Annotated in this window: 23 protein-coding genes and 1 pseudogene; 12 read left to right on the forward strand and 12 right to left on the reverse strand. The window is 64.7% G+C overall.

The genetic code is table 11. The features are described from left to right. Nucleotides 1-44: 44 nt before the first annotated feature. The 4 genes from OHA42_RS26290 to OHA42_RS26305 form a co-directional block, all read right to left on the reverse strand. On the reverse strand, nucleotides 45-800 hold the full coding sequence (locus OHA42_RS26290) for an IclR family transcriptional regulator (RefSeq protein ID WP_406230504.1): 756 nt from the start codon (nucleotides 798-800) through the stop codon (nucleotides 45-47). After that, nucleotides 797-1,594 (reverse strand): IclR family transcriptional regulator, encoded by a 798-nt coding sequence (locus OHA42_RS26295; protein ID WP_406230505.1) that lies wholly within the window; start codon nucleotides 1,592-1,594, stop codon nucleotides 797-799. Before OHA42_RS26295 ends, OHA42_RS26290 begins: the two co-directional genes overlap by 4 nt. Continuing rightward, on the reverse strand, nucleotides 1,591-2,286 hold the full coding sequence (locus OHA42_RS26300; protein WP_406230506.1) for a transcriptional regulator: 696 nt from the start codon (nucleotides 2,284-2,286) through the stop codon (nucleotides 1,591-1,593). The genes OHA42_RS26295 and OHA42_RS26300 overlap by 4 nt, the downstream gene beginning before the upstream one ends. A 190-nt stretch (nucleotides 2,287-2,476) precedes the next feature. Next, nucleotides 2,477-3,100: an endonuclease/exonuclease/phosphatase family protein gene (locus OHA42_RS26305; protein ID WP_406230507.1), complete on the reverse strand. Its 624-nt coding sequence runs from the start codon at nucleotides 3,098-3,100 to the stop codon at nucleotides 2,477-2,479. Nucleotides 3,101-3,513: 413 nt separating this feature from the next. Here OHA42_RS26305 and OHA42_RS26310 point away from each other — a divergent pair, with 413 nt between their 5' ends. The 4 genes from OHA42_RS26310 (at nucleotide 3,514) to OHA42_RS26325 (ending at nucleotide 7,012) form a co-directional block, all read left to right on the forward strand. Beyond that, nucleotides 3,514-3,822 carry a DUF488 domain-containing protein gene (locus tag OHA42_RS26310; RefSeq protein ID WP_406230508.1) on the forward strand — a complete coding sequence of 103 codons (309 nt, stop codon included), beginning with the start codon at nucleotides 3,514-3,516 and terminating at the stop codon, nucleotides 3,820-3,822. 231 nt (nucleotides 3,823-4,053) lie between these two features. Then, a complete protein-coding gene (locus OHA42_RS26315) occupies nucleotides 4,054-5,577 on the forward strand; it encodes a PucR family transcriptional regulator (protein WP_406230509.1) in 1,524 nt (507 codons plus the stop codon). A gap of 349 nt (nucleotides 5,578-5,926) precedes the next feature. Then, the gene (locus tag OHA42_RS26320) at nucleotides 5,927-6,409 is read left to right on the forward strand and encodes a GreA/GreB family elongation factor (protein ID WP_328401858.1); all 483 of its coding nucleotides are present in this window, start codon (nucleotides 5,927-5,929) and stop codon (nucleotides 6,407-6,409) included. Nucleotides 6,410-6,424: 15 nt separating this feature from the next. After that, nucleotides 6,425-7,012, forward strand: a complete 588-nt coding sequence (locus OHA42_RS26325) for a CBS domain-containing protein (protein ID WP_406230510.1) — start codon at nucleotides 6,425-6,427, stop codon at nucleotides 7,010-7,012. Between the two features lie 1,588 nt (nucleotides 7,013-8,600). Here OHA42_RS26325 and OHA42_RS26330 read toward each other — a convergent pair. Continuing rightward, a complete protein-coding gene (locus OHA42_RS26330; RefSeq protein ID WP_406230511.1) occupies nucleotides 8,601-8,828 on the reverse strand; it encodes a hypothetical protein in 228 nt (75 codons plus the stop codon). An 83-nt stretch (nucleotides 8,829-8,911) separates the two neighbouring features. Between OHA42_RS26330 and OHA42_RS26335 the strand changes: the two are divergent. Then, a pseudogene (locus OHA42_RS26335) lies at nucleotides 8,912-9,861 on the forward strand (IS3 family transposase); the annotation flags it as partial. A 105-nt stretch (nucleotides 9,862-9,966) separates the two neighbouring features. On the opposite strand, the gene OHA42_RS26340 reads toward OHA42_RS26335, so the two are convergent. Further along, nucleotides 9,967-10,971, reverse strand: coding sequence for a LacI family DNA-binding transcriptional regulator (locus tag OHA42_RS26340; RefSeq protein ID WP_328401864.1), 1,005 nt, complete (start codon nucleotides 10,969-10,971; stop codon nucleotides 9,967-9,969). A gap of 164 nt (nucleotides 10,972-11,135) precedes the next feature. Between OHA42_RS26340 and OHA42_RS26345 the strand changes: the two genes are divergently transcribed. From OHA42_RS26345 to OHA42_RS26370, 6 genes are all read left to right on the forward strand, one after another. Then, a complete protein-coding gene (locus OHA42_RS26345; RefSeq protein WP_328401865.1) occupies nucleotides 11,136-12,131 on the forward strand; it encodes a substrate-binding domain-containing protein in 996 nt (331 codons plus the stop codon). Continuing rightward, nucleotides 12,128-13,096, forward strand: coding sequence for an ABC transporter permease (locus OHA42_RS26350; protein WP_406230512.1), 969 nt, complete (start codon nucleotides 12,128-12,130; stop codon nucleotides 13,094-13,096). Before OHA42_RS26345 ends, OHA42_RS26350 begins: the two co-directional genes overlap by 4 nt. Before the next feature lie 9 nt (nucleotides 13,097-13,105). Further along, nucleotides 13,106-13,876, forward strand: a complete 771-nt coding sequence (locus tag OHA42_RS26355; protein ID WP_406230513.1) for an ATP-binding cassette domain-containing protein — start codon at nucleotides 13,106-13,108, stop codon at nucleotides 13,874-13,876. Nucleotides 13,877-13,952: 76 nt separating this feature from the next. Beyond that, complete coding sequence (locus OHA42_RS26360) at nucleotides 13,953-14,897, forward strand: ribokinase (RefSeq protein ID WP_406230514.1); 945 nt, start codon at nucleotides 13,953-13,955, stop codon at nucleotides 14,895-14,897. Between the two features lie 34 nt (nucleotides 14,898-14,931). Further along, nucleotides 14,932-15,321: a D-ribose pyranase gene (rbsD, locus tag OHA42_RS26365; RefSeq protein WP_406230515.1), complete on the forward strand. Its 390-nt coding sequence runs from the start codon at nucleotides 14,932-14,934 to the stop codon at nucleotides 15,319-15,321. Nucleotides 15,322-15,474: 153 nt separating this feature from the next. After that, nucleotides 15,475-15,633 (forward strand): hypothetical protein, encoded by a 159-nt coding sequence (locus tag OHA42_RS26370; RefSeq protein WP_406230516.1) that lies wholly within the window; start codon nucleotides 15,475-15,477, stop codon nucleotides 15,631-15,633. Nucleotides 15,634-15,889: 256 nt separating this feature from the next. On the opposite strand, the gene OHA42_RS26375 is transcribed toward OHA42_RS26370, so the two are convergent. The 3 genes from OHA42_RS26375 to OHA42_RS26385 form a co-directional block, all read right to left on the reverse strand. Beyond that, nucleotides 15,890-16,153: a hypothetical protein gene (locus OHA42_RS26375; protein ID WP_406230517.1), complete on the reverse strand. Its 264-nt coding sequence runs from the start codon at nucleotides 16,151-16,153 to the stop codon at nucleotides 15,890-15,892. Between the two features lie 285 nt (nucleotides 16,154-16,438). Next, complete coding sequence (locus tag OHA42_RS26380; RefSeq protein WP_406230518.1) at nucleotides 16,439-17,329, reverse strand: IS3 family transposase; 891 nt, start codon at nucleotides 17,327-17,329, stop codon at nucleotides 16,439-16,441. After that, entirely contained in the window at nucleotides 17,326-17,679 is a 354-nt protein-coding gene (locus tag OHA42_RS26385) for a transposase (protein ID WP_406230519.1), read from the reverse strand. The genes OHA42_RS26380 and OHA42_RS26385 overlap by 4 nt, the downstream gene beginning before the upstream one ends. A 363-nt stretch (nucleotides 17,680-18,042) precedes the next feature. Here OHA42_RS26385 and OHA42_RS26390 point away from each other — a divergent pair, with 363 nt between their 5' ends. Next, complete coding sequence (locus OHA42_RS26390) at nucleotides 18,043-18,399, forward strand: peptidase inhibitor family I36 protein (protein ID WP_406230520.1); 357 nt, start codon at nucleotides 18,043-18,045, stop codon at nucleotides 18,397-18,399. 71 nt (nucleotides 18,400-18,470) lie between these two features. On the opposite strand, the gene OHA42_RS26395 is transcribed toward OHA42_RS26390, so the two are convergent. The 3 genes from OHA42_RS26395 to OHA42_RS26405 form a co-directional block, all read right to left on the reverse strand. After that, a complete protein-coding gene (locus OHA42_RS26395) occupies nucleotides 18,471-18,731 on the reverse strand; it encodes a DUF4158 domain-containing protein (protein WP_406230521.1) in 261 nt (86 codons plus the stop codon). 146 nt (nucleotides 18,732-18,877) lie between these two features. Further along, on the reverse strand, nucleotides 18,878-19,276 hold the full coding sequence (locus OHA42_RS26400; RefSeq protein WP_406230522.1) for a hypothetical protein: 399 nt from the start codon (nucleotides 19,274-19,276) through the stop codon (nucleotides 18,878-18,880). 119 nt (nucleotides 19,277-19,395) lie between these two features. Further along, nucleotides 19,396-20,481 (reverse strand): transposase, encoded by a 1,086-nt coding sequence (locus OHA42_RS26405; RefSeq protein WP_406230523.1) that lies wholly within the window; start codon nucleotides 20,479-20,481, stop codon nucleotides 19,396-19,398. Nucleotides 20,482-20,645: the final 164 nt, after the last annotated feature.

Here is a 20,645-nt window from a genome sequence, read left to right on the forward strand (position 1 = left end):
CCGACGGAGTCTGGTTGCTAACACCCTTGTTGATGGCTGCGAGATCATGGCTCGGGAGGTGACTCGGCGAGGATCTCCTCTAGGCGCATGGCGGCTTCTTTCACCGCCGGTGCGTATGTGTGTGCTTGCTCCACACTCATCTGGAAAGAGGGCGCAACGATACTGATCCCGCCGATCGGGTGATCGGCGCCGTCGCAGAATGCAACTCCGATCGCCCGCAATCCGTCCTCATCTTCCTCATCATCCATCGCATAGCCCTGTGCGCGAATCTCCGGCAGCGCGGCAGCCAACTGCGACCGATCCACGATTGTCGTCGAGGTAAATGCCTCCAGCCTATGATCCGCGAGTAGGGCATCCGCCTGTTCTGCGGGCAACTGCGCGAGGACGGCCTTGCCGATGGCCGACGAATGCAGAGCCTGGAGCTTTCCTACACGCGAGGCCATTTGGTACGGGTGGAGCGCCTCGAGCTTTTCGACGTAGACAAGTTGTCCGTAGCGGAAAGCGGAGATATGCACCGTCTCCGGGGCAACCGTCTGGAGATCGACCATCACCTGTCGTGCCGCTGCCGGAACAGACACCTGCCGATATACCTCGCCAGCCAGTCTGAACACGCTGCGCCCAACGCTGTACCGGCCGGAACCGTCATGGCGGACCAAACCGTGATCGACCATCGTACGCAGCATGCGATACAGCGTCGGCTTGGGAATGGCAGTCATCTCATGCAACTGAGCCAACGCCAGCCTAGGGCCACCGTTCGCCAAGTGCTCGAGAATGTCGAACGTCTTGTCAACCGTCGTCATCGCTGATCGGACTCCCCGGATTCACTGCCACCGGCTACACAGTTCCCGAGCCGAGGCCCACCGATACCGTCGCTGATCGCATCAGCAGCCTCCATGAGCTGTGCACTGTGATCGCACAGCGCGGCGACAGAAACTTGCGCCGCAGCAACCGATACCGAGACCACCGCGACCGGGCGAGCCAAGTGGTTTCGCACCGGCGCAGCGATACAGCGCACTCCCGCTCTGGACTCCTGATCGTTGATTGCAAATCCCAGACCGGCGATCTCCCGAAGCTGCCCGCGTAAGGCGGTGATATCGGCCAGGGTGTGCTCGGTGTAGCGCTCGAGAGGATTGTTCCCGAGCAGCCACACAGTATCGGCAGCGGGTAGGAACGCCAGGACTGCCTTCCCCGTCGCGGTCGCATGCAGACCGGTGTTCGTCACACCACGCCCGGCCACCTTGTACGGACCACTGGGAGCCAACGTCGACACAACGACGAGGCGGCCGTCTACATACTCCGAAAGCGCAACCGTGCCAGCCATCGTCGTCCGCAACCCATCCAGCACTTCCTGGGCCTCGCCGGCCAGATCGATCCGCTCGAGCGCCGCAGCAGCCAGATCCAATATCCCAGCGCCAGCTACGTACCGCCGCTTAGCGTCCTGGCGGACGAACCCCAACCGATCCAAGGCGACCAGAAGACGGCGCACCGTAGGCTTCGTCAAACCCGACGACACCACCAACTCCCCCAACCCCTGCGGTGAAGGCGCCGCGACGACTGCCCTGAGCAAATCGAAAGCCCGATCGTTGGCGGTCATGGACTCAACCATAGCCAAGGTTCCACAGCGGGTCCACATTGCAAAACGATGCAATCAAATCCTGGCTGTCGTTCATCGTGGATGCCGGCGCACCCAGGCGCGTCGGCGGACGCCACCTCATCAGTCGGGGTATAGATCTGCATCCAAGAATGCGGGACCGCGGGGAGAGACATGCTCGTCAAGAACATCTCCAACTCCCCCACCGCCAAATTACGTACCTGCTTCGTACGACTGACCGGGACAGCGACATCGTTACGAGCCCACAAAGCCTTGAAATTCGGGCTCTCCGAACACAACTCGACGATGAACTCCTCCCAGTACGGGTCACCGAGGTTCTTGGCGTAGGCACCACGCAGATAGCCGACCATACGACGCAGGTCATCCCAGTTGTGTTGGTAGGTATTGCAGCATTCCGGGGTAAGGAAGACCCGGCGAGCGACGTTGCGTTCGCCGGTCAGGAAACCAGGACACAACGCCTCATACGCCTCGTTATGAGCCAACACGTCATACCGGGCACTCAACACCACCCCCGGCAACGGCTCCACATGATCCAAAATCACCTGAAGCTCCTCCGGCAACGCAGTACCCGCATGCGCCGTCGGCACCGTCGGCACATCCGCCAACCGATACAAATGCGCCTTCTCCGCCGCATCCAACTGCAGAGTACGCGCCACCGAATCCAACACCTGCACACTGACATTGATATTTCTGCCTTGTTCCAGCCAGGAGAACCTCGGAAAGGAGTAGCAATGAGCAACGTCGCCACGGAAGCGTAAAGACGCAGTTCAGACGGCATTTCCGCGTCGGCGCACTCCGAAGTCTGCGTATAGACCACTTGACGGGCCACGACCTCGCAGCGGAGGCGAAACCCTATCCTCTCCGTCACTCGGTGAGTTGGTACGTCGCGAAGATTCCTTTGTGGTCGCTGCCCCACTGCGCTGGCGAGGCGAGGAAATTGTTCCAATCCAGCAGGGACGGCTCGTTCAGGTCGCCACCCATGATGACCGAAGACCCGTCGGCGATCTCGGCTTTCGCGTCGGCGAGAAAGTTGCTGATGACCTCGGGGCGGCCCGAGGCCGCGTTGATGCGCCCGATCACGGCAGGGTCGGTCACTGGGCCCTCCGGCAGCTTGTTCCACTCGTGCTCGGCGAACTCGCCCGGCGCCGGGGCCCCGGGTCCGTACCCTCGGGGCAGGTTGGAGGCATACCAGCGATACTCCAGATGCGCGGAGTAGACAGTGAGTCGCTTTCCGCCGATGTTCAACCGCGCCTTGACCATCCATTGCAGATCGGCGCTGTCTTCGACCGGAAACACCGACAGAATTCCCGTGTCGTGCGAAGGGATGGCGTTGAACTCGCGCCCCCGCCGCACCAGTTCGGCCGCAACGGCCGTGGTCGCTTCGGTTGCCTCCGAGAGCAGCACGATCGAGGCCTGTGTCGAGATGATGAGATCGGTGATCAGCTGAATACCGTTAGAGATTTTGCTGCCGCTGTGCCATGTGTTCAATGCGAGCACCCGGATCTCTCGTACCGCAGGTGCAGCATGCCAGGAGAACCTCGGAAAAGGGGGTAGAGATGGAGCTGCACCTACCGGCATCGCCAAGGTTGCCGGAAACACACAGCTCAGGAGGCGTGTTCTCCGGGCTGCTACGCCGCACAGACGCCCGAATCGGCGTATAAGCTCTTTACAGGCCGACCTCACCAGAAACTCTATGGCCGGATCGGCTCTCGTTGAGTTCGACGCTTACTCCTCGCTGCGACGCGGGTGCTGGCAGGCTCGGTGTTGCGTCTATCGCCCAACGGCGCTGCACCGACTCGCCCAGCGATAACAACCGGAGGTCGATGATGACGACTCGACGCACTGTGCAAATCCGCAGAATCTACGACGACCCAACTCCTCGAGACGGCACCCGCGTCCTGGTGGACCGTCTCTGGCCCCGTGGCGTCAGCAAAACCAGAGCCCACCTCGACGAATGGTGCAAGCAGATCGCTCCATCCACCGAACTGCGCACATGGTACGGCCACGACCCGGAACTCTTCGATGAATTCGCCCGCCGGTATCGCGACGAACTGACCGAGCCAGACCGCGCCACCGCCCTCACACACCTGCGCGAACTGGCAGGCCAGAACAAACTCACATTGCTCACCGGCACCAAGAATACCGACATCAGCGAAGCAGCCGTACTCGCCGATCTCGTCGCACAATCGAACAGATCCCTCGAAAAGTGATAGACGGCAACGCAGGTTGGCCGTGGAAGCAAAGAGCCCTCGCCGTACACATCGCACGAGGCGCGGCACCGGAGATCTCATCTGATGGATGCGGCGCGCGGGGTATTGATGGCGTCCATCCTGATGCACCAGTGTCGCGAAAGCTGGACCGACTTCCTTGTCCACCAACGTCTACTGGTCGCGTCGGGCGCTTGATCGCGCTGCACCGTCGATTCGACACAGGAGCGGCTCATGGTGACGTTGGACCGGTTGGCGAACGTACTGGGTGGCTATGGGATCCGTTTGCGGTTGTGTTCGGTTCCCCGGTCCACCCAATTGCGCAGTGTGGTGATCCGCGGGGCCGATCAGGACCCCACTGAAGCGGGAGATGTGCTGCTGGGCATCGGGGCACGCTCGGTGCAGGAGGTGGTGGACTGGGCAGTGTCGACGCGGGCTGTCGTCGCGATCATCCGTGGGGGTGAGGAGATCGCGGATGAGCCGGAGATCGAGGGTGTGGCGGTGATGGTGGTCGATCCTGCGGTGGCCTGGAGCGAGGTGGCCGCGGTGGTCTACGGGTTGGTGCTGGAAGGACGCGAGACCGAGGCCGGTCGCGGCCCGACCGATTTGTTCGCTTTGGCCGACAGTCTGGCCGACGCGGTCGGGGGTGCGGTGACGATCGAGGACCGGCTGTCTCGGGTGCTGGCGTATTCGAGGCCGCAGCAGCACCTCGACCCCGCACGGGTCGAGACGATCCTGGGCCGGGAGATGCCGCAGTGGTTGCGGGCGGTGTTCGATGCGCACGGTGTTTTCACGCACTTGGCGGTCTCGGAGGAACCGTTGTTCGTTCCCGCACAGGCAGAACAGGGTGTGACGGGGCGGATGGTCGTGGCCGTGCGCGTGGGCCGGCAACTGCTGGGTTCGGTATGGGTGTCGTGCCCAGCGCCGTTACACGGGGCTCGACGGATGGCCTTGGCCGACGGCGCGCGCACGGTGGCCCTGCACCTGTTGCGGTCAAGGGCCAGCGCGGACCTGGAACGTCAAGTGGAATCCGAACTGGTGATCAGTTTGCTGGAGGGCGCCGCGGACGCGGCGACGGTGGCCAGCAGGCTGGGGTTGGCGCCGCAGAGTTTGCGGGCGATCGCGCTGCGCGCACGGATCGCCGACGAGCAGCACGCCGCGCTGCTGCTGATCTTCGAGCGAGCAACAACCGGATTCGGCTGGTCCCGTTCGAGCCGCAGCGCCCTGGTCGGCGACACCATTTACACCGTACTGCCCGCAGATCAGGCGGCGACGGCACGCCACTGGATCAGCGAGCTACAGGCGGCGCTGCCCGCGCAGATGACGGTGTTGGCCGGCATCAGCGGTGGGGCCCGGGCCACGGAATTGGCGTTGGCGCGCCAAGAGGCCGAGGAATGCCTGGCGCTGCACGAGGCCCACTCAGCGGATGCTGCGCCCCCCGCCTATGACGAGTCGTGGGACGAGATCCTGCTGCAACGGTTGCGCGCCGCAGGACTTTCCGGACGCACCCCCGCACGGGGGCCGGTGTCGCAGTTGCGACGCCACGACCAGGCAAACTCCACCCACTACGTAGCAACGCTGCGCGCCTGGTTGCAGGCCCAAGGCGACCCCGCCCAGGCAAGCGCACAGCTCGGCGTGCACGAGAACACCGTCCGTAACCGGCTGCGCAAGATGGCAGAGGTGACCAACCTGGGCTTGGACGACCCCCGCAAACGGCTCGCCATGATGATCGAACTCGCCATCACCGACAACGAATGACTGCGCTGTGCCATCGCCACAAATCTCGACGCCTAGATTGTCGGATCGGCGCAACTGATCACCTCGACAACCACGCCATCATGGAGTTGACAAGAACGCCCCAGGTGGCAGGAGCGACATGGTGAGCATCGATCGGCCCGACAACCGACCATAGCCAGCCATATTGTCGCCGAAGACGCGGCTACGGACCGGACGCGCCGCGCGAATCGATTCGGCACGACCCGTGGGTCCCAGCGACTCAGACCCGGCCCGACATCAGGGCCTGCGCGTTGTCAGGGGCGGCACCGCCGCCTTGGCCCGCCCCTGACGACAATCTCCAACCCAGCCAGAAAGGAAGGGGTACAAACACATGACCAGTACCGCAGGCGTCTGGATGACATCACAAGCCCATGATCGGCTTCAGACCGAATTGCACGAGCTGCTCACCCGAGGCGACATCGAGCCCGATGAGGACAGTGGCGAATACGCACGCAACCAGGCTCTGCATTCCGCACGCCAGGCGCGCATCCGCCGGATCCACCACCTGCTCAGCAACGCCCTCATCGGTCGCAACCCACCCGACGACGGAATCGCCGAGCCCGGCATGGTCCTGACCGTCCGCTACGACGACACCAGAGCGGTCGAGACGTTCCTGCTCGCAGTACGCGAAGCCGAACGCACCGAGACGGAGGTCTACTCCGTGCAATCGCCACTAGGGCGCGCCATCACCGGGGCTCGACCGGGCGAACGCCGTACCTACCGCGGCCCCAGCGGCGCGACCATGGCAGTGACGCTGCTACACGCGGTCCCCTACGGGGCTGACGGACCCAGCCCCCAGCCGGTAACTAGCTGAACGGAGTTGAACGGAATGAAGAACATGCGGGTATGCGAGGTCATGCAACGACCGATCATCGCCGTGCGGCACAACAACACGGCACGCGAGGCGGCGCTGATGCTCGCCGAACTGGGCTACGCAGCGTTGCCCGTTCTCGACCAGAACGATCGCCTCATCGGGGTACTCACCAGCGGCGACCTCTTGCGGGCAGGCGAACTCAACGACACGGTCAGTTCAGTGATGACCACACCGGCGGTCTCGGTCCCCGACAACGCCGCACTGGCCGAGGTCATGAGCAGGCTGATAACGCACGGACTGCGCAGTCTGCCAGTCGTCGATGGCGACAGCCGCGTGATCGGCATGTTCAGCCGCGGCGACGCGTTGCGACTCATGCTCACCCCCGACGACGCACTCGTCGCCAATGCACAGAACCTGCTGGATCAATACACCGGCGCACGGCGCTGGCATGTCACCGTCCACGAAGGCGACGCCACCATCTCCGGCCGGTTCGCCGACGAATCCGAGCGGCGAATCACCATAGCCCTCACCCGTACAGTGCCCGGTATCCGCACCGCGACCATCGCGACCACGCCGGCCGCCGCGGCCGCAGCCGCGCACTGACCCGGCCACCGCAACAGTCCGAATCCAACCTTCGACATAAGCGGCGTACCGCCACATCGGTGGATTCAGCCGTGTGGCGCCGAACGTGGACAGATTGTGGCCACTGAACGAGATACGCCGGGTATTGGCGCACCTGGTCGCAGCTCGCGTTATCACATAGCCCTGGGGCATATCGGTCCGCGCACACATCGCCGCCGAATAGCCCACCGCGCTGCTGGTAGCCTCCGCTCCGGCGACCACTGGGTTCGACTTGTTCACGCCCGGCTCGCCCGCGCCAATCGGCTCGGCGTTGTCGGGACCGTCCTCACAATGCTGCGAGCAGACCGCTGGTCACGACGCCGGTGGACAAGCGGTTCACAGAAGCGTAGAACCTGTCCGACGGCTACCTCATCCGAACCATCACCGGGCCGCTCGGATCCTGTCGCTGACGACCGCCACCCGACTCGCCCATCCACCTGCTGTCGCAATTCCCGCTTGGTGTGCTGTCGAAACGGACCCAGGGATGCGAGTGGAGAAATCAAACAAGCGGTGCACCCGCAATTGTCGCAGACGGACAAGCGCAGCCGTTCCATGTAAACGATCCTGGCCTTGTCAGCGAATATTCGGATGGCGTGGTGGTGATACAGGGGCCGCTGGCAGGGCGGCCCATCCCTTCTCACTCGACCGCATCGCGAACCACATTCCCACCACCAGTCCTGGAGACCCCGGATGACCCCCGCACACCCCGTCCCACGCACACGTCTTACCGACCGCCTACCCGCACTGCGAGCCACACTGCACCAGCAACGCCGCTTCCGCCTGCAGCAGTTGGCCGAACTCGAAGCCGAAATCGACCGCCCCGCCGCACCCGCCAACGCGGCTGATACGGCCAGACATGAGGTCACCATCAAGTTGGCCGCGGCAGCACGACAAGCGTTGGCCGACCTCGATGAAACCCTCATGCTCATCACCACAGGCCGTTACGGCCGCTGTCGCCGCTGTTATGTCGAGATCCCGATCCACCTCCTGCAGACCATTCCCACTTCACGGTGGTGCCTGAATTGTAGGCAGCATCTCACCCCCGCCGGCCCGAAGCCGGTTCCAACCGATGCGCATCCCGCTTCTGACCGCCGATAAGGTGAACGCACCGCCGAGTCAGGCTGTGCCGCAAGCTATATCGCCTGCAGGCGACGGTGTTTGTCCTCGGACACGACAGGATCACGCCTTCGTCCTCGACGTCGCTGGTGCGATCGGCCACGGCGGCAGGTCGCTGGCCGATCGGTTCGGAGGTTTGTCCAGCTCCCCCGCCTGTCGGGCAGCGGTAGTGTCCGGATCCGTGAGTGAGGCAGATCGGTAGCCGCCTGCGGCGGGTCAGGCTACAAAGTATGCGAAGAACTCGCCGGTCCACCGACCGAACGCCAACTCACACTTCTGCGGTACTGGTGGAACGGCGGCGACCGCAACAGTTCCGACTAGGCACTCGATCACATGTCGATCAACCGTATCCGGCGCCGCGTCGCGCGTCCGCCCCGCTTCCTCTGGTGGCACTATTGATAGCCCCTTTCGAGCCCATTTTCGCGGCTTTGCTCGTACCGGACCCAAACCAGCCTCAGCCCACCACCAGGTGAACCTGTTCGCGATGCTCCGCCCAAGGACGCTGCCGCTCCTCCACACTCATCGCCAACAACTCCCGCAGCTTCGACCACGCCACCTCATCAGTCGGGGTATAAATCTGCATCCACGCATGCGGAACCGACGGCAGAGACATGCTCGTCAAAAACATCTCCAACTCCCCCACCGCCAGATTACGAACCTGCTTGGTACGACTGACCGGCACGGCCACATCGTTACGCGCCCACAAAGCCTTGAATCGCCCTGGGTTTGGTGCCCACCTTCTTTCTTGGGAAGGATGGGCAGATCATGCCTGCCAAGTACGACGAAGCGACCAAAGCCAAGGCTGTCCGGCTGGTCGTCGAGCATCGTGACGACTACAACAGCGAATGGGCCGCGATCACCGCGGTCGCGTCCCGGCTCGGGATGACCGGCGAAACCCTGCGTAAATGGATCCGGCAAGCCGCGATCGACACCGGGGCCGCCGAGAGTGTCTCGACGGAGTCGGCGAAGGTGATCCGGGAGCAGAAACGCAAGATCGCCGAGTTGGAACAGACGATCGAAATCCTCAAGGCAGCAACAACTTTCTTCGCGCGGGAGAGCGACCCGCGACACCGATAGTGTGTGCGTTCATCGCCGAGCATCGCGCTCGGTTCGGGGTCGCTTCGATCTGCCGTGCGCTCACCGCACACGGATGCAAGATCGCCCCGAGAACCTTCCACGCCTGGGTGCGGCGAGCACCGTCCAAACGTGCCCTGTGGGATATCTCGGTCACCGAGATTCTGGCCGGGTTCTACGAACCCGGCCAGAGCGGCCGGCGCGCGCCGGAGTCGCTCTACGGTGCCGAAAAGATGTGGGCGCACCTGCAACGCCAAGGCATCGCGGTCGCTCGATGCACGGTGGAACGGCTGATGCGTGAGCGCGGCTGGAGTGGTGTCACACGCCGCAAGAAGGTCCGCACGAGCGAGCCGGACCCGGCAGCGTCGCGAGCGCCGGACTTGGTCGATCGCCAGTTCCGGGTGCCTGCGCCCAACGTGCTACTGGTCGCGGACTTCACCTACGTTCGCTTGGTCACGGGCGTGTTCGTCTACACGGCGTTCGTGATCGATGCCTACGCCAGCCGGGTTCTGGGTTGGGAATGCTCGACCAGCAAAACTGCCGCGTTTGTCGAATCAGCGATCCGCCAGGCGGCAGCGATCCGCGACCGCGAGGGATATCCGTTGTCGGGCAATACCATTCACCATTCCAATGCATCGGCCTATGCCGAAGGACAGACCGGGCCTCCGCCCTCCAGACGATGGGAATCGCGAAGTCGTTCGAGTGCACGGTAGCGTGCAGGCGCCGCACCGGCGGACCGGGCGCTTTCAGAACTCGTCGGGACAGCCACACGACCCCCTGGTGTGCAGGACCGCCTCGAGGTTCACCACACCGGGCCGGGGCGTGCGGTCCTCGATCTGTTCGAGCAGCAGATCGACCGCGGTCTCGCCCATGCGCCGGGTGGGCTGCACCATGGTGGTCAGTCCGGGCCTGGTGTAGCGGGAGTACTCGATTCCATCGAAGGCGACGACCGCGAGGTCGTCGGGCACCCGCAGCCCGGCATCGTAGGCCGCACGCAGCATACCGATCGCCTGGAGGTCGCTGGTCACGAATACCGCTATGGGGCGGCGCGAGTCGGCCATGAGGTCGGCCAGTGCGCGGTAGCCGGCGGCGCCGCCGAAATCCGTTCGCACGATGCGCCCTTCGGCCAATCCAGCGGCCGCCAGCGCGTTGCGGTAGCCCTGCACGCGGTCCTCGGCGGTGGACACATGCGGGCCGCTCAGACAGGCGATATCGCGGTGACCGTGCTCGATTAGATGTGCGACGGCCTGCTGTGCGCCCGCGACCGAATCACACATCACATGCGCGCAGCGCGCCGGATCGATGACGCGGTCCAGCGCGACCAGCACCATTCCGGCCTCCTCGCACGCGTCGGCGACACCGGTCTCCCATGACGACGAAATCGCAATCAGCCCTTCGACTCTACGATCGATAAAGGTGCGCACATAGGCGCGTTCGCGTTCCTGGTCGCCGGCCGCATTGCCGACGAACAGCGGATATCCCCGCGCGAAGGCGGCTGCCTCGATGACCGCGGACAGTTCGGCGAAGAACGGGTTGGCCCCGTCGGGGATCACCATGCCGAGCGCGTGCCCGCGATTCATGCGCAGGCTGCGCGCGGACATGTTGGGCCGGTAGCCGAGTTCGGCGATGGCGGCCTCGATGCGGGCCCTGGTCGCGGGCGCGACCTGCCGCGGACCTCCATTGAGCACGTAGCTCACCAGCGCCGGTGATGTACCGGCGAGCCGCGCCACGTCGGCTCGTGTGACTGCCATCCGAATTCTCTCCTTGCTCCGACCGTCCATCCAAGCACTCCGCATTAGCACTTGACAGCCGGTGACTCGGGTCACACACTACTCATCAACTCGCGTTGATCAACACGAGTTGATACCGAAACGGATAGGTCGAACTCACGATGAATGCTCGATTCAGGTGTGCAATGGTGCCGCTTGTCCTCATCGGCGCGCTCGCCGCCGCCGCCTGCGGTCGCGGCGGTCAGGACGCGGGCGACGGCGATTTCAAGATCGCCATCGTCACCCGGAACTTCACCAACCCCTACTGGGCGGCCCTGCGCGACGGTGCCCTCGCGGAGGGGCAACGGCTCGGTGTGAAGGTCACGGTGCAGGCCGGGCAGTCCGAGACCGATGCCGACGGTGAAAACGCCCAGATCTCGACCTTGGCCGCGCAGGGCTATGACTGCTTCGGTGTGGTGCCGGTCAACGCGACGAATGTGATCACGCCGCTCACGCCGGTGGCGCGCAAAAATATCCCGATCCTCGACCTCGACACCCAAATCGACGCGAAGGCCTCTGAGCAGGCCGGGGTGTCCTACGCGAGCTTCATCGGTTCGGACAATCTCGATGCCGGTCGCATCGCCGGTCAGCATATGCTCGACGCGCTCGGTGGCACCGGCAAGATCGCCATCCTGCAGGGCATCGCGGGCGAGCAGAACGGCATCAACCGCGACAAGGGCTTCACCGACACCGTCGCAGGCAAGCTGGACATCGTGCAGAAGGCGCCCGCCGACTACGAACAAGATAAGGGTTTGCAGGTCACCGAGGCGATCCTGAAGGCGCACCCCGACATCACTGGTATTTTCGCCGCCAACGACACTATGGGCTTGGGCGCCGCACAGGCGATCAAGAACGCGGGCAAGACCGGCCAGATCAAAGTGATCTCCGTCGACGGCATCCAGGCCGCCCTCGACGCCGTCAAGGCGGGCACCCTGACCGGCACAGTGACCCAGTACCCCTATGCCGAAGGACAACTCGCGGTCCAGAGCTGCCTGGCCCAACACCAGGGCAAGAAGCTGCCCGAGCGGGTGGTCTCGCCCATCGCCTTCATCGGCAAGGACAATGTCGAGCAGCAGATCTCGGCGTTCCCGCGTCCGATTGTCGCATTCGACAACCCAGTGGAAGGGCTGCTGAACAAGTGACAGCCGTGGCACCCGCCGAGTCCCGTGCGTGTGAGGGGCGCACGGAGATCCTCGCCAAGTTAGCCGAATTCGCGGCACCGCTGGCCCTGGTCGTGCTGTGGGTGGCGTTCTTCATCGCCACCCCGGACTTCCTGACGACGGACAATATCGGCGATCTGCTGGTCGCCTCAACGATCCTGACCGTGCTGGCACTCGGACAGCAGTTCGCGATCACCGTGGGCGGCATCGATCTGTCGGTCGGCGCCAACCTCCCATGGGCAGCAGCCGTTCTCGGCTACCTGGCAAGCCACGGCTACCCGATGGCGGTCGCCATTGCGGCGGCCATCCTCAGCGGGCTGACGGTCGGCGTCGTGAACGGTGTGCTGATCGGCCGACTGCATATGACCGACTTCGTCGTCACGCTCGGCATGCTCAGCGTGCTCAATGGCATCACGCTACTGCTGACGCACGGCAATACCGAGGCCGTGAGTTCCCGCTTCCTGCAACGGCTCGCGCTAGATGGCATCGGACCGGTGCGCTGGTTCTGGCTCATGGCATTGGTGGCGGCGCTGGTCGTGGCCGGCATCATCTTCCGCACCCGGATCGGCACCCACCTGCTCGCCACCGGCGGGCGCCTGGAGGCCGCGCGCGACACCGGCATCTCGGTGAACCGGATCCGGCTGTTCGCCTATGCCATGTCCGGATTGCTGTGCGGCATAGCTGGTGTCATGCTGGTCGCCCGCAACGGCGGCGCGGATCCGTCGCTGCAGACCACCTACCTGCTGAGCTCGATCGCCGCAGTGGTGCTCGGCGGTTCGTCGCTGTCCGGCGGCAAGGCGTCGGTGCTCGGCACCGTCTGCGGTGCGGTGCTGTTCACCTCGCTGATCAACGGGTTCACCATTCTCGGCATCTCGCAGTACTACCAGCCGGTCGCCGTTGGCGCGGTGCTGCTGCTGGCCGCCGGGATCGCCCGATTCCGAAAGTAGGCCAAGGACATGACGATTCCACTGCTCGAGGCGCACGAGCTCACCAAGTCGTTCGACTCGGTCCGCGCGCTGGCCGGGGTCACGCTGACGATTCCGGAGGGTGAGGTCACAGCCCTGGTCGGCGATAACGGCGCGGGCAAGTCGACGCTCGTGCGCTGCCTCACCGGCGTGCAGGCACCGGATACCGGGCACATCCGGTTCAAGGGCGAACCGGTGCGCCTGCGTTCGCCCGAGGACGCGCGCAAAATGGGCATCGAGACCGTGTACCAGGATCTCGCTCTCATCGACGATCTGGCGGTGTGGCAGAACCTATTTCTCAACCGGGAGTTGATGTATCCGCTCGGCATTGTCAACCGCAGGGCAATGATCGCCCGCAGCGGCGATATCCTACGCGACCTGGATGTCGACGTGCCCTCGGTGCGCACCACCGTACGCAGGATGAGCGGCGGCCAACGCCAGAGCATCGCCATCGCCCGTGCGGTGGCCTGGGGCAAATCCATGGTGATCATGGACGAACCCACCGCCGCGCTCGGCGTGCGGGAGACCGCCGCGGTCGAGAAGCTGGTACGTGGCCTGCGCGACCGCGGAATCACCGTGTTGATCATCAGCCACGACCTGGCACAGGTCATGCGGATCTGCGACAACGTGGTGGTGCTGCGGCGCGGCAGATCCGTTGCCGCGCACCGGATCGACGAGGTGGACGGCGACCGGCTGGTCGCACTGATCACCGGTGCCGCACCCGGCAATCTGGAGGTCGCCGGGACCGGCGCCGAATCATGAGCGAGCGACAGCGAGTGAACCATGAACACGGTGCGCCTTCGCGCACGACGGAGCCGAGCGCTAGCGAGGCGCAGTCGTGAGCGTTGTCGTCCTCGGATCGGTCAACCAGGACATCGTGTGTGAGGTGGAACGGCTGCCGCGCCCCGGCGAAACCGTGCTGACACTGCGCGCACGAACCAATCTGGGCGGCAAGGGCTCCAATCAGGCCGTCGCGGCAGCCCAAGCCGGCGGCCGGGTCGAGTTCATCGCCAGGATCGGCCGCGATGCCGATCCCGGGCTACGGAAGTCGTTGCGCGACTACGCTGTTGGGCTCGCCACTTTGCGCGAGGTCGAGGACGCGCGGACCGGCACCGCCTACATCACCGTCGCCGACGGCGAGAACCAGATCGTGGTCGACTCCGGCGCCAACTTCTGCTGGGAACCCGAACCCGAGCTCGACACCCTGAACGAGGTCGAGTTGCTGCGGTCGGCGGATGTGGTTGTCGTGCAACTGGAGGTGCCGCTGCGCGTCGTCGCCTGGGCCGCGCGGCATGCTCGCCGGCTCGTGCTCAACGCTGCGCCGGCGACGGTGCTGCCAGATGAGCTGCTGCTGCGCTGCCACCCGCTGGTCGTCAACGAATCCGAGCTGTCGGCATTGACCGGGTCCACCGCGCGGACACCCGAGCAGGCATTCCACCTGGCCCGCTCCTTATGCCTGCGCGGGGTGGCCTCCGTCGTCGCCACGCTGGGCGCCACCGGCTCGGTCTGGGCGCACCGCTGCGACGTGCCAGCGCCGGTCGCTGGCGGGTATCAGGCTGCGCCACAGGTGAATTCGGTGGATTCCACCGGTGCGGGCGACGCCTTCGTCGGCGCCCTAGCCACCGCACTCGCCGATGGCAGGCAGCTGGGCGCCGCCGTGGCCTACGCCACCGCGGCCGGTGCCCTCGCCGTTCAGACGCCGGGAACCCATGCCTCCTACCCCACCGCGGACCAGATCCGCACCGCGCTCGCGACCATCCCGGCGGCCAGGCCACTCGTTTGACCGGGGCTTCACCCTCTTCGATAAGGACCGAACCTTGCGCACTAGCGGACTAATTCACGCCGAATTGCTATCGGCGCTCACGGCATTGCGCCACACCGACCTCTTCGCCGTCAGCGACTCCGGTCTGCCGACACCGGCCGGGGTGCCGGTCATCGACCTGGGTATCAGCTACGGATTCCCTCGGTTCGAGCCCATCCTCGACCTGATACTCGACGAGGTCACCATCGAAGCCGCCTGGGGTAGCCGCGACGTCGTGAACCAGAACCCGGAAGCGGCGAACCTGCTCCGCCACCGCCTGCACGCGGAGTTGATCGACCACGACGACTTCAAGCAGCGCATCGGGGCCTGCCGGTTCGTGGTGCGAACCGGTGAGGCCCGGCCCTACGCCAATGTGCTGCTCCGAGCCGGGGTGCCGTGGTTGTAGCCCACCGCGCCCGGCAGGGCGAAATCCGGCAGATTCGAACGTTTAACCTTCGTCAGTGTCTCCCCAACCGAACGACCGTGCGATAGGCGGTGCGGGTTCCGGACGTTCGTTCGGGCGGGATGCCACGGCCGCAGCCTCATACCGCCGGTGCCCGTGGAGTTCCAGCCAGAGCTGATCGTCGCGAACACCCACCACGGGCTGACTACGGTTCGGGCCCACGGCCGGGTGGGTGGCCGGCGACCGAAGCTCACCGCAGACCAGGCCGCCACCGCGCAAAGACTCTACGACGAACGCCAGCGCATGGTGCAGTAGATCGCCGACATCCTCGGGGTGAAGCGCTCGACCCTCTCCGGACACCTCCGTCAACCCTCGTGACCGCTGAGTTCGAGGGGCTGGTGCCCGATTCGCATCCGCGAATGAGGGCCTGTTTCCGGACGTCGAACAGAGCCACGCCGGGGCCACCTATCTCCCAACAAATTCACTCGACGCATGCTGCACCGCTTTACTCCGCGGCTGGTCACGCACCACCGCCGGAGCGGAAGTCCGTCTCACTCAGGGTCTATAACCCTCAGTCCGACACCCCAAATTCGGCGCCGATAAGGAACTGCGCGCCATCCCGGCGCGGTTCTGCTGAACTTGCGCCGTCGCTATTGGCCGAGGCCGGTTGGCCCGCGGTCGATTTCGCGGTCTCGGTGTGGTTGGTGCGTCCCGACACCGGCTCGAACGATATGCCGTTCTCTCCCGTCAACCGGAGGATGCCGACGGCAAGACGTTGCCCCGCACCGCCGAACAGTAGTGGACAGTGGGAGCCCAGATTCCACTTCAGGTGCATTGCGGGGCCGATTGGTCGTGGTCAACGCTGACCTGCCGGACTCGGGGATGAACGAACGGGACCTCGAACATCGGCGTGTCCCGAACTCGTTTGCAGTACAGTGCTTTTCGTCCGTACTCGTGTTCACGACGGTAGGGGTGCCCGATGGCGGATGAGCCGGTGGCGGACCGGCTGTGCTGACTGCGGGGCGGAACCTCGGTGGCGGATCGCGATGCGGCGGGCGGAGGTGATCAGCAAGCTCGCGCAGCTCGATGGGGTGGGGTTCCCCCGAAAAAGTGGACAACGTTAGCTTGCTTCAGGGGCAGCTTTGAGGGACTGCTCGTAGTCGATCGGTGAGCGCATCCCGATCGACGAGTGTCGCCGCCGATGATTGTAGAAGTGCATCCAATTGTCAACTGCAGCAACGAGTTCAGTCTTTGTCGCGTAGGTGTGCCGGTAGTAGCACTCGTGCTTGAATGTCGACCACAGCGATTCCGCGCCGGCGTTGTCCCAGCAGATCCCGGTGGCTCCTGCCGAGCGGAGCAAGCCGTGCCGGGCGCAGGCTTCGGCGGTCACGGCAGCGGTGTATTGGCTGCCCCTATCCGAGTGCAGAATTGTGCCGCGGCAGCGGCCACCACGGACGAACACGGCCCGGTCCACGGCGTGCACGACCAACTCGGCGCGCATATGGTCGGCGACTGCCCAACCCAGTACGCGCCGGGAATGTTCGTCGCGGATCGCGCATAGGAACATCTCGCCCTCACCGCAGCTCAGGTAGGTGATATCCGAGGACCAGACCAGGTCGGGCCGGCCACGGTCGAAACGACGTCCGACCAGATCCGGCGGGAACGATGCTGCTGGATCGGCGATGGTGGTGGTCTTGAACGAGCGTGGGCTGATGCCCTCGATCCCGAGATCGGCCATGATCGCGGCCACGGTGTTCTTCGATACCCGTTCGCCTTCGGCGAGCAGGTCGGTGGTGATTCGGGGCGATCGGTAGGTGCCGTCGGAGGCACGGTGGTGGGCAAGGATTTTCACCTCCAGATCCCGGCGCCGCTGCAGCCGCGCCGACGGCTCCGCGCTGGCACGGACCTGCAGGAACCGGTAGTAGCCGGAGGTCGAGACGCCGAGCAGTTCGGCCATCCGGGTCACGTCGAGACCGGCGCACTCTGCCGCCATGAGCTCGAACCTGCTCACTTTGGATGCCGTGCCGCAAAGTACGCCGAGGCTTTTTCCAGGAACACGATGTCCTTGGCCTGCTCGGCGACCTTCGCTCGCAGCCGCACCAATTCCGTGCGCTCATCGGCTGAAAGTGGCTGGCCACCACCGTCATCCGGAGCCCGACCACCGGTCTGGCCGGCCGCGGCCATACGGCGGCGTTCTTCGCGCACCCACTTGTGCAGCAGGTTCTCGTGCACGTCGAGCTCACGGGCGATCTCCCGCACCGGCCGACCGGAATCGATCACTCGATGCGCCGCTTCCACCCGATATTCAGGCGAATACGATCGACGCGGACCAGGCATGGCGAACATCCTTCCAGGGACCATCGGTCCCGCTATCTCAGATGTCCACTACTTCAGGGGAACCCCACAGCACCGTGTTCTCAACACCTGGGCACAGTGGCTGGTAGATCGCCAGGGTTCACCCGCAGACCACTTGCCTGGTGTACCCAGATCCACACCCTGACTAGGCGATTCCCACTGAAGCCACACATGAGGCGTTGCACCCCAACAAACTTCTTCATACCCCGCCTCAACATCGAAGCCCCGCAGCAGCCCCGGCCGATGGCGACTCCGCAGAACAATTCGCCCAGTCGCCCAGGGCCGTATGCGGTAGCCTGAGACGGCGCCGAGTTGATGTGAGGACATGGGGAGTGTCCCGGCTCGGCCGCTCTATGGGAGGGGAATTCCATGCGTGCACGACTGTTGGCACTCGCGGCTATTGCAGGTCTGGCCTGCGGGATCGGGATCAGCGCTGTCCCGGCGTCGGCGGATGCGGATTCGGGGCGCTGCCCCGGCGGTGCATTCTGTCTGTGGTCCGGGGCCGGCTACACCGGCACGATGACCCAGAAGGCGGTGCCGCCCGGTGGGAGAGGAGCCGGCCAAGTAGCGATCAACCCGACCCGGTCAGTGGTGAACAACACCAGCTACGTCCTGGACCTCTACGAGAACCCGGGCGGCGGCGGTCGCCATGCCACCATTCGGCAGCGGTCGGTACCCGACCTCGGATTCACCGCACGCTGGTTGGTGCTCTGCATTTCCTGCTGACCGCCGCGGATGTCGTAGCACGGCCGCACAATACACGGTGCGGCCGTGGCGGCCAGGGCTCAGGCACAGATCTACTCCACTCTCGAGGTCGCCAGCCAAGGGCCATCAGTCCGGCGTGCTCGTAGCGAGGTGGTTACGTCGACTGGATCAGCCAGGAACATCCCCTGGTAGCGGACCGTCACCACCTGCACCGCGAACCCGAGCCAGTTGTAGTCCCGGCGCCGCGCCGCGATCAACCGGCGATTCTCATCATCCAGATAGCAGAGCCGTTCCAGCTTCACCCGGGGCAACACACCGAAACGCCCGTAGCCGGGCACGCCCTCATCAGTCACGCACAGATGAAATCATCAGCACAACAACAGGATTCACCCTGCCTGCTTAGCGTGACTGTCGTCCCAGATGTTCCTCAACCCCCGTTCAGGGCCACAACAGACCGGTCGGCACTGTGTTCAGCTGCCCGAACAGGACCAGTGCTTACTCAGAGCCGGTAGCCGATAGTCCCGTCGGGTTGGATGCCGGTCTGTTGACTGTTGGAAAGGCGCACCGGCGCGGTCAATGCCGAGGCCGCTGCGACGAAGTGGGCCTCGAGTGTCTCGGCCGACCAGAAAAGGTCGGGCCCTTTGCGACTCGCGACGACGTCCCTCTTGTCGCGGACGTACGCACTCAGGTACAGGGCGCCGTCGGAGGTAACCGCCCATCGGGGTTCGATGAAGTGCCCACCGGGATACCAGCCGACCGCAACTACACATTGGTCGGGAGTCCGCTTGTATTCCGAGTAGTCGGTGTACTCGAGTTCCATATATCGCTGGAACAGCGGAGCGCCGCGCTTGCGGGCGAACGCGAAAAACTCCGCGGCGTGGCGCCTGAATATGTTCATGTCTCGTACCGTGGCCGCTCGCTCCTCGGCCCGCTGTCGAGCCTCGCGCTGGGCAATCTCCCGCTGTATCCGCGCATGCTCGGCGGCAGCCTTCTCCAATTCCGACACGAATCCACCCCTCAGAGGCCGACACCGGACCTCAGCCTTACATAACACTCTAATCTGCAATGCCAATAAGGCACAAAGGAACTCGTGGGGAAAGTACCGAACTCCGCCCACCGGTACAGGTTCCACGCACCCGCGCCACCTTGCGGCACCGTACGGAGCACTGAGAGAGGCTGCCGCGAACCCTCGAACGCGCTCCGGATGCGCTCCAGAGACGGCGCGGTCACGGTTGTGCCAATCTCAGCTCGAAGGCGACCATCGCGCCGACCAGCCATCGGCTCTCGCTCACCGGGACGACCGCGTGGTCGACCACACTGCAATGGGCGGCGACCGCGCCCGGCCCGGCTGTCGAACGCTCTACGGCGGCGCGGCGCGCTGTCCGCCGCGATCGCCATGCGCGACACCAACTCCGAGCCACCCCAGCGACCTTCAGGCAACGGAACCTCGCACGGGAGTGCAATTTCCGCTTCCGCCGACTTGGCCAAATTCGTAGAGCGACGAAACCCCGTGCATACGCCGACAGTGTCGGCTCTCGCTGCCCTGCTCGGCGCCCGTCGCGCTGTGCTCGCCCGATACAACATCGAGCGATCTTCACCGGCCAGAGCGGTGCTGGTTGATGTTGTTCGAAATGGCCCAGCTAGTGCAGAGCACTTCGCGTCGGCGGTGATGGTGGCGGCGACGTCACCGGGTGCCAGCCGCACCGCATCCAGCGGCGCGGTCCAAGAACTGTGGCCAGTTTCCAACGCGCAGACCACCGAATACGGCCATCCCGGAATCATCAGGTGGGAATTCTTGGCGCGGCCGTAGGTATGACACAGCATCCGCTGCAGGCAGGTAGGCGCTTCAGGTCGCAGCCAGCACGTGATATCCACCGCCAGCACCCGTCGGCCGTCGGCGGCCCGCGGCAAGGGAACCGCGGCCAGCGCCCGCCGCAGCCGAGCAACCTCGATGCGGCCCCGATCCAGCGCCGCATACACGCTGCGTGGCCCCGCCGATGCTCGCCGACCAGCGACAACTCCGGCAGCGACCGCACCGGCCCGTCCGCACACAACACCGTATCGGCCAACTCGAACACCGCATCCGCCCGAGCGGTCAGACACTGACAGAACTCCTGCCGGAACGCCGACAGGTCCCCAAACACACCGGCACAGCCGGTGTCGTGCACACTATTCACCGAAGCCCTTGGTCGTGAGATCTGTTCTGTCGCAAGACAAATCATCAGACAAGGGCTTCGTTCATGATCAACTGGGTCCCCCAGCACGAC

Origin of the sequence: Nocardia sp. NBC_01009 (assembly GCF_045208035.1) — a bacterium.
Taxonomy (GTDB): domain Bacteria; phylum Actinomycetota; class Actinomycetes; order Mycobacteriales; family Mycobacteriaceae; genus Nocardia.

Coding starts and splice junctions, on each gene's coding strand:
- OHA42_RS26290 (WP_406230504.1), bottom strand. CDS start 800: ATGACGACGGTTGACAAGACGTTCGACATTCTCGAGCACTTGGCGAAC.
- OHA42_RS26345 (WP_328401865.1), top strand. CDS start 11,136: ATGGTGCCGCTTGTCCTCATCGGCGCGCTCGCCGCCGCCGCCTGCGGT.
- OHA42_RS26295 (WP_406230505.1), bottom strand. CDS start 1,594: ATGACCGCCAACGATCGGGCTTTCGATTTGCTCAGGGCAGTCGTCGCG.
- OHA42_RS26390 (WP_406230520.1), top strand. CDS start 18,043: ATGCGTGCACGACTGTTGGCACTCGCGGCTATTGCAGGTCTGGCCTGC.
- OHA42_RS26400 (WP_406230522.1), bottom strand. CDS start 19,276: ATGAACATATTCAGGCGCCACGCCGCGGAGTTTTTCGCGTTCGCCCGC.
- OHA42_RS26375 (WP_406230517.1), bottom strand. CDS start 16,153: ATGCACCTGAAGTGGAATCTGGGCTCCCACTGTCCACTACTGTTCGGC.
- OHA42_RS26355 (WP_406230513.1), top strand. CDS start 13,106: ATGACGATTCCACTGCTCGAGGCGCACGAGCTCACCAAGTCGTTCGAC.
- OHA42_RS26320 (WP_328401858.1), top strand. CDS start 5,927: ATGACCAGTACCGCAGGCGTCTGGATGACATCACAAGCCCATGATCGG.
- OHA42_RS26325 (WP_406230510.1), top strand. CDS start 6,425: ATGAAGAACATGCGGGTATGCGAGGTCATGCAACGACCGATCATCGCC.
- OHA42_RS26385 (WP_406230519.1), bottom strand. CDS start 17,679: ATGGTCCCTGGAAGGATGTTCGCCATGCCTGGTCCGCGTCGATCGTAT.
- OHA42_RS26315 (WP_406230509.1), top strand. CDS start 4,054: ATGGTGACGTTGGACCGGTTGGCGAACGTACTGGGTGGCTATGGGATC.
- OHA42_RS26340 (WP_328401864.1), bottom strand. CDS start 10,971: ATGGCAGTCACACGAGCCGACGTGGCGCGGCTCGCCGGTACATCACCG.